The organism is Streptomyces incanus (assembly GCF_042656345.1).
GTDB classification, from domain to species: domain Bacteria; phylum Actinomycetota; class Actinomycetes; order Streptomycetales; family Streptomycetaceae; genus Streptomyces; species Streptomyces incanus.
In genome coordinates this window covers 1-15,499 of record NZ_JBHSPC010000016.1, presented here as the reverse complement: position 1 = coordinate 15,499, position 15,499 = coordinate 1, and the positions used below count along the sequence as shown (strand labels likewise).

The 15,499-nt window shown below is 70.7% G+C and carries 10 protein-coding genes and 1 pseudogene; 1 reads left to right on the top strand and 10 read right to left on the bottom strand.

Going from position 1 to position 15,499, the window contains the following annotated elements; genetic code table 11:
* The 7 genes and pseudogenes from ACFP2V_RS08015 to ACFP2V_RS07985 all read right to left on the bottom strand — a co-directional run.
* A pseudogene (locus tag ACFP2V_RS08015) lies at window positions 1–2,731 on the bottom strand (RHS repeat-associated core domain-containing protein); the annotation flags it as partial.
* Window positions 2,732–2,904: 173 nt separating this feature from the next.
* Window positions 2,905–3,972: a DUF2382 domain-containing protein gene (locus ACFP2V_RS08010; RefSeq protein ID WP_381207623.1), complete on the bottom strand. Its 1,068-nt coding sequence runs from the start codon at window positions 3,970–3,972 to the stop codon at window positions 2,905–2,907.
* A gap of 85 nt (window positions 3,973–4,057) precedes the next feature.
* Entirely contained in the window at window positions 4,058–4,945 is an 888-nt protein-coding gene (locus ACFP2V_RS08005) for a lysophospholipid acyltransferase family protein (protein WP_381207621.1), read from the bottom strand.
* The gene (locus ACFP2V_RS08000; protein ID WP_381207618.1) at window positions 4,942–5,715 is read right to left on the bottom strand and encodes a GNAT family N-acetyltransferase; all 774 of its coding nucleotides are present in this window, start codon (window positions 5,713–5,715) and stop codon (window positions 4,942–4,944) included. The genes ACFP2V_RS08005 and ACFP2V_RS08000 overlap by 4 nt, the downstream gene beginning before the upstream one ends.
* Before the next feature lie 216 nt (window positions 5,716–5,931).
* Window positions 5,932–6,681, bottom strand: coding sequence for a succinate dehydrogenase/fumarate reductase iron-sulfur subunit (locus ACFP2V_RS07995; RefSeq protein WP_381207615.1), 750 nt, complete (start codon window positions 6,679–6,681; stop codon window positions 5,932–5,934).
* Window positions 6,678–8,627 (bottom strand): fumarate reductase/succinate dehydrogenase flavoprotein subunit, encoded by a 1,950-nt coding sequence (locus ACFP2V_RS07990; protein WP_381207612.1) that lies wholly within the window; start codon window positions 8,625–8,627, stop codon window positions 6,678–6,680. The genes ACFP2V_RS07995 and ACFP2V_RS07990 overlap by 4 nt, the downstream gene beginning before the upstream one ends.
* Before the next feature lies 1 nt (window position 8,628).
* The gene (locus tag ACFP2V_RS07985) at window positions 8,629–9,300 is read right to left on the bottom strand and encodes a succinate dehydrogenase (RefSeq protein ID WP_381207610.1); all 672 of its coding nucleotides are present in this window, start codon (window positions 9,298–9,300) and stop codon (window positions 8,629–8,631) included.
* Window positions 9,301–9,431: 131 nt separating this feature from the next.
* On the opposite strand from ACFP2V_RS07985, the gene ACFP2V_RS07980 reads away from it, so the two are divergent.
* Window positions 9,432–10,316 (top strand): LysR family transcriptional regulator, encoded by an 885-nt coding sequence (locus ACFP2V_RS07980; RefSeq protein WP_381207607.1) that lies wholly within the window; start codon window positions 9,432–9,434, stop codon window positions 10,314–10,316.
* Between the two features lie 313 nt (window positions 10,317–10,629).
* Here ACFP2V_RS07980 and ACFP2V_RS07975 read toward each other — a convergent pair whose 3' ends face one another.
* The 3 genes from ACFP2V_RS07975 to ACFP2V_RS07965 all read right to left on the bottom strand — a co-directional run bounded on the left by ACFP2V_RS07975 (window position 10,630) and on the right by ACFP2V_RS07965 (window position 14,900).
* The gene (locus tag ACFP2V_RS07975; protein ID WP_381207604.1) at window positions 10,630–12,774 is read right to left on the bottom strand and encodes a putative bifunctional diguanylate cyclase/phosphodiesterase; all 2,145 of its coding nucleotides are present in this window, start codon (window positions 12,772–12,774) and stop codon (window positions 10,630–10,632) included.
* On the bottom strand, window positions 12,771–13,583 hold the full coding sequence (locus ACFP2V_RS07970) for an SAM-dependent methyltransferase (protein WP_381207601.1): 813 nt from the start codon (window positions 13,581–13,583) through the stop codon (window positions 12,771–12,773). The genes ACFP2V_RS07975 and ACFP2V_RS07970 overlap by 4 nt, the downstream gene beginning before the upstream one ends.
* A gap of 390 nt (window positions 13,584–13,973) precedes the next feature.
* On the bottom strand, window positions 13,974–14,900 hold the full coding sequence (locus tag ACFP2V_RS07965) for an SCO0930 family lipoprotein (protein WP_381207598.1): 927 nt from the start codon (window positions 14,898–14,900) through the stop codon (window positions 13,974–13,976).
* Window positions 14,901–15,499: the final 599 nt, after the last annotated feature.

The following is a 15,499-nucleotide window of genomic DNA, read 5'->3' as shown; positions in this document are numbered from 1 at the left end:
CTGTGCAACCACCCGGCGGAGCCGACGGGAGGCACACCCCCACTAAATTCGGAGACCCGGCATAGTCGGCGCCGGCTCCGAACGCTGCGACGCCTCCGGCGGCCAATACGCAGCCCAGCCCCCCGGTCCCAGCGCACAGTCCTGTAATGAGCACAGCTCCGCCGACGTAGATACCGACGTGCGCCGCTCCTCGCGCCAGGCCAGCACCTCTGCAGCCCCCGTGCTTCTTTCGGCCGAACAGGCACCAACGCCCATCAAGGTCGTATTTATTCAGCGGGTCGCCGTATACGTAGTCGTACGCGTTGGCGTTGCCACCAGATATCGGGTCGACAGACAGGAAGCGTCCGGTGGCTGGGGTATAGAGGCGGACTCCCATGAGGGCAAGGCCGGTGAGAGTCTCGGTGGAACGTTGTTTGGCGCCGAGCCAGTTGTAGCGGGTGGCGGGCTGGCCGGTGCGGGGGTTTCCGTATTCGTCGGAGTCCAGGGCGATGGGGGGCTTGCTGGTGTCCAGCGGGAGCTGGAGTGCGATGTCGCCGTGGATGGTGGTGATCTGGAGGACGGTGTCGCCGGTCTTGCTGGTGGTGGCGGCGAGGTCGCCGGAGGCGGAGGTGACGTTGCGGGTCAGGGTTCCGGTGGCGGTGTCCTCGGTGATCCAACGGGGGGTGTCGGTGTCGCTGGAGTAGTGGTTGACCTTGGAGCCGGTCTGGGTCCAGGTGGAGCCGCTGCCGGTTTCGGTCTTGAAGGAGCGGAAGCGCAGGTTGGCGTCGAGCTGCCAGGTCTGGCGCTTGCCGTTCGCGGTCTGCTGGTGGGCGAGGTCGTTGGCGTAGTAGCCGATCGTGCCGTTGCCCGGAGCGGTGGTGGTGCGGCCGAAGACGTCGTAGACGTAGCCGGTGTCGATGAGGCGGTCGGCGCTGTCGTAGGTGTGGCCGGTGGTGGTGCCTCCGGTGGTGGGGCAGTCGAGGCCAGGGGCGGCGGCCGCGGTGGTGAGGGACTTGCGGTTGGTGCGCGCGTCGAAGGTGTAGGTGCGGCGCGTGCAGACCGTGTCCGCGGTGTCCTCAACGGTGGTGCGGCGGCCCGTCTTGTCGTAGCGGTAGGTCTGGTCGGACCAGCCGGCGTGGCTGGTGACCTGGCCGTGGATGGACTCGGTCACGGTGTCGGAGTAGACGATCGTGCCGTCACTGTCGCGGGTGTAGGTGCGGTCGGTGGCCGAGCCGATGGTGTCCTCGGTCTGCTTGACGGTGTACCCGCCGGGCAGCTTCTCGCTGCTGACGGAGCCGTCGGCGTCGTACGTGGCCTGGAAGACACCGGCGATCGAGTCGGTGGTCTTGGTGGCCAGGCCACGCGGCTCGATGGCGGTGTCGTAGGTGTAGGTGACGGTCGAGGGCGCGTTGTCGACGGTCTTGACCGGCCGGTTCAGCAGGTCGTACTCGGTCGTCGTGGTGCCGCCGTCGGCGTCGGTGTAGGAAATCTGGCGGCCGAGCTTGTCGTACGCCTTGGTGATGGTGCCGCCGGTGGGCGAGACGGTCTTGACGGCCTGGCCGGTGGCCGGGTCGTACTCGGTGGTGGACTCGGGGAGCGCCTGTCCGGTGCCGCCGGTGATGGCGACCTTGGTCTGGCGGCCGGCGTTGTCGTATGTGGTCGTGGTGGTACGGGTGACGCCGTTGGCGGTCTCGGCGACCTTTCCGGGGTTGCCCCACCAGTCGTATTCGGTGGTGGTGGTCGGCAGTGCGGCCGGGTTGCTGCCGCAGCCGGTGATCGCGCCCGCCGGGCCGGTGGAGCAGACCAGGTCGGCCCATTCCGGGCGTCCGGCGCACGCGCCGGTTCCGGTGGCGGACCAGTACGTCGTCACCCTGGTGGCCGCGTCCGTACCGTTGGCACCCGGCAGGAGTTGCTTGATCGTGCGGCCCTGGGCGTCGTACTCGGTCTTCGTGGTGATGGCCAGCCCGCCCGGGTCCTGAATGCTCTGGGTGGGCAGGCCCTTGGCCCAGTCGTAGACCGTCTGCGACACGCGGGGCTCGCCTTGCACACCGGGATGCTCACGCACCTGCGCGCCCGTGGTGACCTTGGTGACCTGGTCCTTGACCTTGGCGGTGCCGTCGGTCGGACGTCCGGCGTCGTACTCGTTGACCGTCCAGGTCCGCGCGGTCACCGAGGTGCCGACCGGGACGAGGGGGGTGGTGCCGGACTTCAGGTCCGCGGTGAGGTCGATCCGTCGCAGCGGCCCGAGCTCTTCGAGCTCCCGGGTACCGGCCTCGTTGTAGACGGAGCGGGTGGCGAGCAGGTCGGCGCGCTCGCCCGCGGTGAGCCGGCCGATGCCCAGATCGGCCTGGACTGCCCTGTCGTCCGCGGTGAGGCCGAGCGTGACGGCCCGGTTGGCGGCCGACAGCTCACGGACGGTGTTGCCGAACCGGTCGTACTCGGTGGTGGAGATGTGTCCGCCCGGAGTGGCGGAGTTGATCTCGCGGCCGGACACGCCGGGGTAGTGCACGTCGGCCCGCTTGTAGTCACCTGAGGTGAGCGAACTGCCGGTGCGGGACGCCGGGACGGCGTCGGCCGGGAAGACGGCGGCGGCGTCCGTGGGAACGTCCAGCCGGCCCCACGCCTTCACGCCGGAGGCGTCCATCCTGTATGGGGCCGCGGTGCCGGTCAAGGGCACGTCGTAGACGACGCTGGAGTGGGCCTCGCCCTCGACGGTGTCGACGGCGCCCTGCTTCAGCGCGGGACGGGACGCCCAGGAGGTCCTCGTCACCGCCAGCACCCACGACCGTACGGCCCTACTGGACTCCTACCGGCGGCTCGCCGCCCTGACCGGCCTCATCGGGCCCACGGATCTCAGGGATACAGAGGGCGGCAACGCGGCGCGCCGGTGAGTGGGTGCACCGGTGCGCACGCGGTGCCATCCGGTCATGCGCGGCCCCGGCGTGGAACGTCGCGGCCCCGTCCGGCGGCGTCGTCCCGCCGCATGGTGGCGTCCTGAACGCCCTCGCTCTCGATGCGCTCCTTGCGGACGCGGCCCCGTACGATCTTGTTCTCGGTGCGCTCCTCCATGGTCAGCCGCACCCGCTCGACGGGTACCGCCCTGGTTTCCACGATGGGCCACTCCTCGTGCAGCGTGACCTCGTAGTCGGCCTCGCCCATCTCCGCGCCGGACAGCGCGGCCTCGCGCTCGGCCTCCGTGATGGGCTCGCGCACCAGGCGTACTTCCTCGTGGCGCACGGGCACGGTCTGTTCGACGTCTTCCGTCACGACGTACTTGTGGAGCCTGGCCCGTCCGGTCTCGCGCCGCTCGACGCGGACATGCATCTCCTCCTCCATGCGCGTCATGGACTCGGCGCCCTGCCCTGCCCGCACGCCGGTCCCTCCGGCAGTCGCGGCGGCACCTGTGGGACCGGTCCTGCCGGCGGTCGCCGGCGTCCCCGTCGCGGCCGCCGACGCCGTCCCCGCGGTGGTGGTCGGCCTGGTCGCCGTCCGGTCCTTGCCCGACGTACGGGCCGTACCGGCGGCACCTGCCGGCCCGCCCCGGCCCGCCGCGCCCGCCGCGCCCGCCGCGCCCGCCGCGCCGGCCACTCCGGCCGCTCCAGCCTTGCCCATGCCGGGACTCTTGTCGGTCCGGCCCTCGCCGGAGCTCTTCGGGTACTCGCGCAGCACGCCGCTCCAGTCGATGCCGTAGTAGTCGTACAGCCGGTGTTCCTCCGACTCCGACAAGTGGCCCTGCGCGTCGATGTCGACGTCGGGTGCGCCCTTGATCTTGTCCTTGAGGTACGGGACTTCGAGGTGGTCCTCCACCAGTTCGGCGTCGCGGATGGGAATGAACGACTCGCTGGTGCCGAACATGCCCGTCTTGACGCTCACCCACTCGGGGCGGCCGCTCATGTCATCGAAGAAGACGTGCTTGGCTTCACCGATCTTGTTGCCTTCGCCGTCGTAGACGGGGTGATCCAGGAGGATCCTGACCTCATCGCGGGTGATCATCTGGCCTCACCCTCCTTTCAGTGTCACTCCCGTCCGGATGTCCTCCTCCGCGCGGTAAAAACTTCACATAAGAGACAAAGAGCGCTTAACTTTCGACAGCGCCCACTTCCGGTGACCGCGACCGGAGGTCCTCGAGCGGATAACGGGCCTGATGTCCGCCCCTGTGCCCGGTCCGCTGACCGGCCCGATGGTTCCACCCCGAACCGCCGTGCGGTTGCGCGGCGGCGGCCAGGGCGCGGCGGTCCGGGTGGCGGCCCGGCGGGATGGCGGCCCGTATCTCGACCTCGGCGACCAGGCCCCGGGCCGAGACCACCCGCCACAGGGACGCGAACAGGGTGTCGTCCCCGACGAAGGCCGGGGCGGTGGCAGGGGTTCCGCTCGCGTCGCGGTAGTGGATGCGGACCGGCTGCACCGGGACCCCGGCGTCGATCGCCGCCTGGAAGGCCGCCCGGCGGAAGAAGCCCTGTCCGCGGCCGCACCAGGTGCTGCCCTCGGGGAAGACCGCGACGGCCGAGCCCTCACCGAGCGCCGCGGCGACTCGGGCGACCGTACCCGGAAGGGCGCGCAGCCGGTCGCGGTCGATGAACAGGACGCCGCTGCGCGCGACCAGCGGTCCCGCCAGCGGCCACTGCCGTATCTCGGCCTTGGCCAGCATGCGGGCCGGACGGACCGCGCTCAGCAGCGGGATGTCCAGCCAGGAGATGTGGTTGGCGACGAGCAGCAGCCCGCCGGTGGGCGCGGCGGCTCCGGTGATACGGACCCGGACCCCGGCGGCCCGTACGATCCCCCGGCACCACCGGCCCACAAGACCCGCCGGGATCCACCGCCCGACGGGCAGCAGCAGGACCCCGGCGAGTACCAGGACGAGGACCGCGGTCAGCCGCAGCACCGCCCCCGGTACGGTCCTCGCGGTCCCCGTCGGCGCCACGCAGCCGCTCGGGGTGCAGGGCGCGCCGGGCAGCCAGACGCTCATTTCGCCGGTACGAGGGAGAGGAAGTGCCGCAGATAGCGCTGGTTGACCCGGCTCATCGGCAGCAGCACATACAGGTCGGCGACCCCGAAGTCCGCGTCGTGCGCGGGCTCGCCGCAGACCCAGGCGCCGAGCCGGAGGTAGCCGCGCAGCAGGGCGGGCAGCTCGGTGCGGGCGGCGGGCGCCGCGGTCGCCGGCCGCCACGGGTGCAGGGGGCGTACGCGGTACTCCTCGGGGGCGAGGTGCTTGCCCTGGACGCGGTCCCAGGTGGCGGCGGCGAGCGTGCCCCCGTCGGCGAGCGGGACGGAGCAGCAGCCGGCCAGCCACTCGTGGCCCCGGTCGATCATGTAGCGGGCGATGCCGGCCCAGATGAGTCCTATGACCGCGCCGTCGCGGTGGTCGGGGTGCACGCAGGAGCGGCCGACCTCGACGAGGCCCGGCCGGATCGGGTCGAGGGCGGCGATGTCGAACTCGGTCTCCGCGTACAGGCGGCCGGCGACCGCGGCGCGCTCGGGCGGCAGCAGCCGGTAGGTTCCGACGATCTGGCCGCTCACTTCCTCGCGCACGAGCAGGTGGTCGCAGTAGGCGTCGAAGGGGTCGGCGTCCAGGCCCGGCTGCGGGGTGCTCAGCAGGGCGCCCAGCTCGCCGGCGAAGACGTCGTGCCGCAGCCGCTGGGCGGCACGCACGTCGTCCTCGTCGCGGGCGAGGGTGACGGTGTAGCGGGTGGGTGCCGCGGGCTTCGCGGGGTGTTCTACGGTCAGGACGCCGGTCATGGCTCTCTCCTGGTCACGCGCCGGAGCGGGGAAGTGGGACTCCCTCTTGTTCTGCCGATGCCGGTTGGCGTGCACGTGACCTGAGCCGGGAGTGCGGATGTGGGGATGCTGAATGCCAGGCGTTGCCCGGACAGCAGACGGGACCGGGGATGAGCACCACTCCCGGTCCCGACCGTCCGCCCTCTGGCGAACGTTTCCCCGCTGCCTGCCCGCCGGCTACCGGCCGGATCCCTTGGCCGTGGCGCGCAGCCACTCCTTGTTCATCCCGGTGATGGAGGTCAGCGGGATGCCCTTGGGGCAGGCGGTGGCGCATTCCCCGGCGAGGGTGCAGCCGCCGAAGCCCTCGTCGTCCATCTGCGCCACCATGTCGAGCACCCGGGTCTCGCGCTCGGGCGCGCCCTGTGGCAGCACGTTGAGGTGGTTGATCTTCGCCGAGGTGAAGAGCATCGCGGCGCCGTTGGGGCAGGCCGCGACGCAGGCGCCGCAGCCGATGCACTCGGCGTGCTCGAAGGCGAGGTCCGCGTCCGGCTTCGGAACGGGCGTGGCGTGCGCCTCGGGCGCGGAGCCGGTGGGGACGCTGACGTAGCCGCCGGCCTGGATGATCCGGTCGAAGGCCGTCCGGTCGACGACGAGGTCCTTCACCACCGGGAAGGCCGCCGCCCGCCACGGTTCGACGTCGATGGTGTCGCCGTCCTTGAAGGACCGCATGTGCAGCTGGCAGGTGGTGGTGCGCTCGGGGCCGTGGGCGTCGCCGTTGATGACCAGCGAGCAGGCGCCGCAGATGCCCTCGCGGCAGTCGTGGTCGAAGGCGACCGGGTCCTCGCCCTCGAGGGTGAGTTCCTCGTTGAGGGTGTCGAGCATCTCCAGGAAGGACATGTCGGGTGAGATGCCGTCCACTTCGTACGTGGACATGGCGCCGTCGGCGGCGGCGTTCTTCTGCCGCCAGACGCGCAGGGTGAGCTTCATGCGTAGCTCCGCTGAGTGGGGTGGACGTACTCGAAGACGAGGTCTTCCTTGTGCAGGACGGGAGCGTCGCCCGTAGTGGTGAACTCCCAGGCGGCGGCGTAGGTGAACTCCTCGTCCCGGCGGGCGGCTTCGCCGTCGGGACTCTGGGACTCCTCGCGGAAGTGGCCGCCGCAGGATTCGGCGCGGTGCAGTGCGTCGAGGCACATCAGCTCGGCGAGCTCGAGGTAGTCGACGATGCGGTTGGCCCGCTCCAGCGACTGGTTGAACTCCTCGCCGGTGCCGGGCACCTTGATCCGCCGCCAGAACTCCTCGCGGATCTGCGGGATGCGCTCCAGCGCCTTGCGCAGGCCCGGTTCGGTGCGGGCCATGCCGCAGAACTCCCACATGAGTTCGCCGAGTTCACGGTGGAAGGAGTCGGGGGTGCGGTCGCCGTCGACGGACAGCAGCAGGTTCAGCCGGTCCTCGGTCTCGGCCAGGACCTCCTGCACCGCCGGGTGGCCGGCGTCCACCTCGTCCTTGTGCGGGTTGCGCGCCAGGTAGTCGTTGATGGTGGCCGGAAGGACGAAGTAGCCGTCGGCCAGGCCCTGCATCAGCGCGGAGGCGCCGAGCCGGTTGGCGCCGTGGTCGGAGAAGTTGGCCTCACCGATGGCGAACAGGCCGGGGACGGTGGTCTGCAGGTCGTAGTCGACCCACAGACCGCCCATCGTGTAGTGCACCGCGGGGTAGATCCGCATCGGCACCCGGTACGGGTCCTCGTCGGTGATCCGCTGGTACATGTCGAAGAGGTTGCCGTACTTGGCCTCCACCGCACGCCGGCCCAGGCGCTCGATGGCGTCGGCGAAGTCCAGGTAGACGCCTTGGCCGCCGGGCCCGACGCCCCTGCCCTCGTCGCAGACGTTCTTCGCGGCACGGGAGGCGATGTCACGGGGCACCAGGTTGCCGAAGGACGGGTAGATACGCTCCAGGTAGTAGTCGCGCTCGTCCTCGGGGATCTCGTTCGGCGGGCGGTCGTCGCCCTTGGCCTTGGGTACCCAGATGCGTCCGTCGTTGCGCAGCGACTCGCTCATCAGCGTCAGCTTGGACTGGTGGTCGCCGGTGCGGGGGATGCAGGTGGGGTGGATCTGGGTGAAGCAGGGGTTGGCGAAGTACGCGCCGCGCCGGTGCGCCCGCCAGACGGCGGTCGCGTTGGAGTTCATGGCGTTGGTCGACAGGTAGAAGACGTTGCCGTAGCCGCCGGTGGCCAGGACGACGGCGTCGGCGAAGTAGGTGTCGATCTTCCCGGTGATCAGGTCCCGGGCGACGATTCCGCGGGCCCGGCCGTCGACGACGACCAGGTCGAGCATCTCGGTGCGCGAGTGCATCTCCACGTTCCCGGCGGCGATCTGCCGGGAAAGCGCCTGGTAGGCGCCGAGGAGGAGCTGCTGGCCCGTCTGGCCACGGGCGTAGAAGGTGCGGGAGACCTGGACGCCGCCGAAGGAGCGGGTGTCGAGCAGCCCGCCGTACTCGCGGGCGAACGGCACGCCCTGGGCGACGCACTGGTCGATGATCTCGACGGAGATCTGCGCGAGCCGGTGCACGTTGGACTCGCGCGAGCGGAAGTCGCCGCCCTTGACGGTGTCGTAGAAGAGGCGGTGCACGGAGTCGCCGTCGTTGCGGTAGTTCTTCGCCGCGTTGATGCCGCCCTGGGCGGCGATCGAGTGGGCGCGGCGCGGGGAGTCCGTGTAGCAGAACTGGACGACGTTGTAGCCCTGTTCGGCGAGCGTGGCACCGGCGGAGCCGCCGGCGAGGCCGGTACCGACGACGATGACGGTCTGCTTGCGCCGGTTGGCGGGGTTGACCAGCTTGGCCTCGAAGCGGCGCTTGTCCCAGCGCTCCTCGATCGGCCCGGACGGGGCCTTGGTGTCGACGGCCGGCTCACCGGTCGCGTACTCGGCATAGGTAGTCATATCAGCTCACCACTCCGGTCATGACGCCCACGGGGACGGCGAGGAAGCCGATCGTGAGCAGCAGCGCGAGGACGTTCGCCAGGGCCTTCAGGGCGCGGTCGCGGGCGCGGCTGCCGACGCCGAGGGTCTGTGCGGCGCTCCAGAAGCCGTGCCGGATGTGCAGGCCGAGGGCGAGCATCGCGACGATGTAGATGACGTTGCCGTACCAGGTGGAGAAGGTGTCCACGACGTTCTGGTAGGGCTTGCCCGCCTCGAAGCCGCCGGAGTGCACGTGTCCGGTGGTCAGGTCGAGGATGTGCCAGACGATGAACAGGGCGAGGATGATCCCGCCCCAGCGCATGGTACGCGTGGCGTAACTGGCCCGCGCCTTCTTGTGGACGTACTTGCTGGGGCGCGCCTTGATGCCGCGGCGGCTGAGCTGGTACGCGGAGACGGCATGTGCGACGACCGCGACGACGAGCACGACGCGGACCACCCACAGGGCCCACTCGTAGTGCAGGAGGGGCTCGCCCATGGTGCGCAGCCAGTGCGCGTACTCGTTGAACTCGAGCGCCCCGAAGTAGATCTTCAGGTTGCCGAGCATGTGGGCGACCAGGTAGAGCAGCATGATCAGGCCGCTGACGGCCATCACTGTCTTCTTGCCGACGGTCGAGTCCCACACGTTGCGTGCCATGGACGGCCGTCGGTCCGTCCGCGTTGCCAGAGCCATGTCTCAGCACGCTAGGGCCAAAGGTCCCCATCGGTCCAAGACATGGAATACCTCGTTTCCATAGGTTCTCCCTATGAAGCCACTATGCTGGGCACATGCAGTTCCAGCAGCTCCAGTACTTCGTGGCGGTCGCCGAGACCCGGCACTTCACCCGGGCCGCGGAAATGGTCCATGTCGCGCAGCCGTCCCTCTCGCAGCAGATCAGGGCGCTGGAGCGGGAACTGGGGGCGGATCTGTTCCTGCGGGCGCGCGGCAACATCACGCTGACCGACGCGGGCGAGGCACTGCTGCCGCTGGCCCGGCGCATCCTGGCCGACGCGGACACGGCCCGGTACGAGGTGCAGGAGCTGGCGCAGCTGCGCAGTGGCCGGGTCAGGCTGGGGGCGACCCCGAGCCTGTGCACCGGTCTGCTGCCGGACGTGCTGCGCGCCTTCCACGACCGCTATCCGGGCGTCCGGCTGCTGATCGAGGAGGGCGGCTCCCACGACCTGGTACGGGAGCTGGCCCGCGGCGCCCTGGACCTCGCCCTGGTCGTGCTGCCCCTGCCGACCCCCTCCCCCGCGCTCACCACGGTGGAGCTGCTGCGCGAGGACCTGGTGGTGGTGTCCTCACCGGACGCCCCGAAGCCCGGCCGGGGCCGGCGCACCGTGCGCGTCGCCGATCTCGAGGGCGAACGCCTGGTGATGTTCCGCCACGGCTACGACCTGCGGGAGCTGACGGTGGCCGCGTGCCGCGCGGAGGGCTTCGAGCCGGACTTCGCGGTGGAGGGCGGGGAGATGGACGCCGTGCTGGGCTTCGTCCGGGCGGGTCTGGGCTTCGCCGTGGTACCCCGCATGGTCGCCGCGCGGTCCGGCCAGGGCCTGCGGGTCACCCCTCTGGCCCGCCCCGGCCTCGCCCGCACCATCGCCCTGGCCCACCGCAGCGACGTGGCCCCGCCCCGGGCGGCCCGGGAGCTCCAGCGGATGCTCCTGGAGCGGTGAGCGGGGCACCGGCAGGGCGACACCGGCCCAGGCCGGGCCGGCACCGCCCACCACCGCTGCCGGAATGACGGCCGGCCGGGTGCCCGCCCCACCCGTGTCACCGACCGCGGTGCCCGTCCGCACGTACGCCAAAAGACGGACCGGTGGCCGGAACGCGCCTCGTCCGACAACCGGCCGGGGCACACGGCACCTGCAAAATCCCCGTGCCGTCCGGCACGAAGCCGGACGCCGGGCGGCCGTCGGCTCCGGCACCCGCAGGGGGCGGCCGACGGGGTTTCGCGGTGCCCACCGCCGACCCACGCGGCCGACGGCCTCAGCCCGTCGCGTCCACCAGAGCCAGCTCGTGCAACCGCTCCGGGGGGCCGGGGCGGGCGTAGTACCAGCCCTGGGCGGTGTCGCAGCCGAGTATGCGGAGCTGTTCGGCCTGGGCCCCCGTCTCGACGCCCTCCACCGTCACGGTGAGGTCGAGGCTGTGGGCCAGGGAGACGATCCCCTCGACGATCTTGAGGTCGACCGGGTCCGCCGGGAACTGCTGCATGCTCTGGGTGAAGGAGCGGTCCAGCTTGAGGACGCTCACCGGCAGGCGGCGCAGGTTGGCGAGGTTGGAGTAGCCGGTGCCGAAGTCGTCCAGGGCGATGTCCACACCCATCTCCGCGAGCCGACGCAGCGGCTTCAGCAGGTCGTCGTCCGCGCCGATGAGCGCCGATTCGGTCACCTCCAGGCACAGCGCGTCCGGCTCGACGCCGGTGCGCTCCAGGATGTCGACGGTGTCCTGGACCAGGCCGGGGTGGGTGAGCTGGCAGGGCGAGAGGTTCACGTTGATGCGCAGCGGGCCGAGCGCGTCCGCCCCGCCGTGCCGCTCCCGCCAGGCGCGGGCCTGGCGCACGGACTGCTCGAGCACCCAGCGGCCCAGCGGGACGATCAGCCCGGTGTGCTCGGCGAGCGGGATGAACCGGTCCGGCGACAGCACCCCGTGCTGCGGGTGCAGCCAGCGCACCAGCGCCTCGGCGCCCCGGACGCTGCCGTCGCCGAGGTTGACCAGCGGTTGGTACTCGATGAAGAACTCGCCCCGTTCCAGCGCCGCGGGCAGCGCCGTGGTGAGGCCGTGCCGGGTGATGGCGCGGGCATCGGACTCCGGGTCGGCGAGCTCGAAACGGTTGCCGCCCGCCGACTTGGCCCGGTACATGGTGATGTCGGCGCTGCGCAGCACCTCCGCCGGGCTGCGCTCCCCGGCCGGTCCCTCGACCACGCCGATGCTGCCGCGCACGGTCAGGTCCCGGCCGTCGACGCCGATGGGGGCGAGCAGCGCGTTCATGATGCGGGCGACGAGTTCGTCGACCGTGTGCTGGGTGTCCGGGCCCGTGGTCAGCGCCACGAACTCGTCGCCGCCGAGCCGGGCCACCATCTCTCCGGGCGCCGTGGCGCAGGACTGGAGCCGGTCGGCGACCTCGACGAGCAGTCGGTCGCCGGCTGCGTGCCCGAGACTGTCGTTGACGGTCTTGAAGCCGTCCAGGTCGAGGTAGCACAGGCCGAAGCGCTGTCCCTCGCCGGCGCTCAGCGCCTTCTCCAGCCGCTCGAAGAAGAACGTGCGGTTGGGCAGACCGGTCAGGGCGTCGTGGGTGGCCTCGTAGCGCAGCCGGAGGTTGAGCAGCCGCCGCTCGGTGGTGTCCTCCATGAGCGCGAGCTGATACTGCGGTTCGCCGTCGGCGTCGCGCAGCAGGGACACCGTGAGGTTGGTCCACAGGGCCGTGCCGTCGGGCCGGTAGAACGCCTTCTCGAGGTGGTAGTGCTCGCGCTCGCCGCGTACCAGCTCGTCGTAGAGGGCCCAGGTCTGCGGGGCGTCCTCGGGATGTGTCCACTCCAGGACGCTGCGGCTGCGCAGACTCTGCTCGGACAGGCCGAACATGCGCAGCAGGGCGGCGTTGACCTGGAGGACGTTGCCCTTGAGGTCGGCGATGCCGATGCCTATGGCGGCGCCCTCGAAGACCGCGCGGAACCTTGCCTCGGTGGCGTGCAGGGCCTGTGCCACCACGCCCTGCGCCCGGAGCGCGGCCTGCGCGATGGCCTCCTGCTCGGCCAGCGTCCGTTCGCGCAGCGCCTGCGCGTATCCGGCGGCCATGGCGTGCTGCAGCCTGGCGCTGCGCGCCCTCAGACCCTCACCGTCGCCGTCCCCGCCGCAGTACAGGACGAGGTAGGCGTCCACGCAGTCCAGGGTCCGGCTGAGCGCCTCCGGATCGGTGCAGCGCGCCTCCACCAGGGCGGCGCCGGCCGCCTTGCCGGTGTCCGGGTCGAACGCCCTCGCCCGCAGCGCCTCGCTCAACCGCCTGGCCAGCGGGAGCAGTTGTTTCTCGAACTCCGGCCGGGTCGACGAGGTCGAGGTCACCGGGAAGACCGCCCGGCTCCAGATCGTCGCGAACCGGCGCAGTCTGTCCTCCGGCCCGTCCGGCTCCGCGCTCACGCTGTACGCCCCACGCCCGCGTAAGCGGAGAAGGCGTAGGGATCCTCGTCCTCCGGTGCGGTGTCCGGCCGCCACTTCGGCATCGGCACCAGTCCGGGTTCCACCATGTCGTATCCCTCGAAGAACCGCGCGATCTCGTCGCGCGAGCGCATGATCAACGGGTTGCGGATGTTCTTGTACACGTCCACCGCGCCACCGGCCCGCTCCGGCGGCAACGGAATTCCCTCGTACGAGGCATGGGTGAGCATCAGCATACTGCCGGGCGCGAGCGCGTCACGCAGCTCGGTCACCGCCGCGTACGGGTCCTCCGCGTCCTCCACGAAGTGGAGGACGGCAACGAGCAGCAGCGCCACCGGCCGGTTCAGGTCGATCAGACGTCCCACCTCGTAACTGCCCAGAATTTCCTGGGGCTTTCGGAGGTCCGCGGCGACAACGGCCGCGTCCTCGTTGCCCTCGAGGACGGCCTGGCTGTGCGCGACGGCCACCGGGTCGTGGTCGACGTAGACCACCCGCGCACCGGGAACGGCCGCCTGTGCCACCTCGTGCACATTGCCGAACGCGGGAATGCCGGAGCCGATGTCCAGGAACTGGGTGACGCCCTCACCGGCCGCGAACCGCACCGCCCGGTGCAGGAACGCCCTGTTCGCCTGCATGATCTTGGGCAGTCCCGGCATGAACTCCATGGCCCTGCGGGCCGCTTCCCGATCGACCTCGAAGTTGTGCGAACCGCCCAGGTAGTAGTCGTACATCCGGGAAACGCTGGGCACCGTGATGTCGATGCTCCGTGGGGCCCAGGCAGGACGCTCCATCTATCTCTCCACAGCGTAGGCGATCCGGTGTCCGAGCCGAGGCTACTGATCGCTCGTCAATGGAGCGACCCCAAACGGAAATTGACCATCCGTTCCCGGTCACTGCCTACGGCATGTGCCGAATTGGCAACTGTGTGCACACCATGAAAGGCATGTGCGGCATTCCGGAGGGTTCCGATACACGGAGAAGTCCGACACCCGGAGAAACCGGGCGCACGGAATGGCGCGACGCGCGGAGAAACGGGCGGGCGGCGCAGGAAAGGTGAGGAGCGCCGGAAATTCCATGAGTTCCGGCGAATCACGGCAAAACGGTCCGCCTCTCCGCGGGATGCGGAGAGGCGGACCGGGGACGACGGCGCCGGATGGAAACGACGCCCTGGGGAGGCTGCGCTACTTCTCCGGCGCGCCGACCGGATCTCCGTTCGGCCGCATCGCGTACCACGTCCCGCCGACACCCTGACCGTTGGTGTCACCGGCGTCCTTGTCACCCGCGAAGGTGTAGATCGGCCAGCAGCCGATCGTCTGCTGCTCGGCCTTGTTGTCGGGGCGGGTGAAGGTCATGTAGTTCTTCTTCTGGATGCCCTTGGTGTCGTTGATGTCGACCGGCGCCACCACCGGCCACTTCTCCAGACAGGCACCGGTGCAGGCGGAGACCGGCTTCGGCCAGGCCTCGTCCTTCATGAAGCGGTAGACCGTCCTGCCGTCCTTGTCGACGATGATCTCGCCGAGGTCGGGATCCTTGCGGGTGGACAGGCCGGGCCGGTCGGCCGCCTCCTGCGCCTTCTTGCCCTCGGGGGTCAGCGCGAACCACTTGCCGCCCACACCCTGGCCCTTGACGTCACCGGCGTTGACGTCCTTGACGTAATGGTAGGCGGGCCAGCCGCCTACGGTGAGCTGCTTGGCGCCGTCGGCCCGGGTGACCTCGCCGAGCAGGGACTCGTCGATGCCCTCGCCGGCCGCGGCGTCGTCGGCGAGCACCGGCAGCCAGGTCTCGGCGCAGTCACCGTCGCAGTTGGACTTGGGAGGCTCGGCGGTGTCCTGGTCGAAGCGGTAGAGCGTGAGTCCGAGCTCGTCCGTCACCAGCTTGCCGAGTTTGACGTTGGTGGTGACGGCCAGCTCGCCCGCGCCGCCGGCCGGGCTCGTGGAGGCCCCCGCGCCGGCCCCGGTGTCGATGCCTCCGAGGTCTCCGGGCACGGCCGAGGCGCCCACGTTCTGACTGCTGGCCGGCGGCGGGGTGTCCTGACCGCACGCCGTCGTCAGCGTCAGCACCGCCGCGGCGCTCACCACCAGTGAGGCGGTCCGCCAGGAGGTCTTCATCTCAACTCCAGATCATCGCAAGGGTGTTGCAGCGCCCTGCTGCGCCGCCGCTCGACGTGGAGTACGCACGACAGCACCTGCCGTGTTCAACGCGGGCCAATATTTCTTCCGGAGTCCACGGTTCCTCCCCTTCTCACCCCGTCCGTCCCTCCCGTATCGCACATCCGCACACGCTCCCCCAACGAGTGATCAGCGCCGGTTCAAACGGGAGTTGCCGGTTTTACCTCCATCGGGGCATTCACCCGGCACTCGCGCGTGTCCCCGCGGAGCACGGCTCATGATCTTCGTCGTGCAAGGACTCGTACCGACCCGATCCGCCTTCGTCGCCCGCGTGTTGGCGACGGCAACGCTGACCTGGGCGCTCGCCGGCGCGCCGGGCGCGGCGATGGCCGACGCCTGCGCCTACGCCTCGACGGGCCCGGAGGGAACGGAGGCGGTGGCGATCGCCGGAGACGCGACCTGGCCGCTCCCACCGCCCTGTTCACCCCCCGCACCCACGCCCACACCGACCCCACCGCCTCCATCTCCGCCCCCTCCACCGCCCGAACCCACTCCGACCCCGCCACCTCCCCCTCCACCACCGCCGGAACCCACCCCCA

Bases quoted from the DNA above. Each gene is read 5' to 3' on its own strand.
- ACFP2V_RS07970 (WP_381207601.1), bottom strand. From the start codon at position 13,583: ATGGAGCGTCCTGCCTGGGCCCCACGGAGCATCGACATCACGGTGCCC.
- ACFP2V_RS08005 (WP_381207621.1), bottom strand. From the start codon at position 4,945: ATGAGCGTCTGGCTGCCCGGCGCGCCCTGCACCCCGAGCGGCTGCGTG.
- ACFP2V_RS07985 (WP_381207610.1), bottom strand. From the start codon at position 9,300: ATGGCACGCAACGTGTGGGACTCGACCGTCGGCAAGAAGACAGTGATG.
- ACFP2V_RS07995 (WP_381207615.1), bottom strand. From the start codon at position 6,681: ATGAAGCTCACCCTGCGCGTCTGGCGGCAGAAGAACGCCGCCGCCGAC.
- ACFP2V_RS07965 (WP_381207598.1), bottom strand. From the start codon at position 14,900: ATGAAGACCTCCTGGCGGACCGCCTCACTGGTGGTGAGCGCCGCGGCG.
- ACFP2V_RS08010 (WP_381207623.1), bottom strand. From the start codon at position 3,972: ATGATCACCCGCGATGAGGTCAGGATCCTCCTGGATCACCCCGTCTAC.
- ACFP2V_RS07980 (WP_381207607.1), top strand. From the start codon at position 9,432: ATGCAGTTCCAGCAGCTCCAGTACTTCGTGGCGGTCGCCGAGACCCGG.
- ACFP2V_RS07990 (WP_381207612.1), bottom strand. From the start codon at position 8,627: ATGACTACCTATGCCGAGTACGCGACCGGTGAGCCGGCCGTCGACACC.
- ACFP2V_RS08000 (WP_381207618.1), bottom strand. From the start codon at position 5,715: ATGACCGGCGTCCTGACCGTAGAACACCCCGCGAAGCCCGCGGCACCC.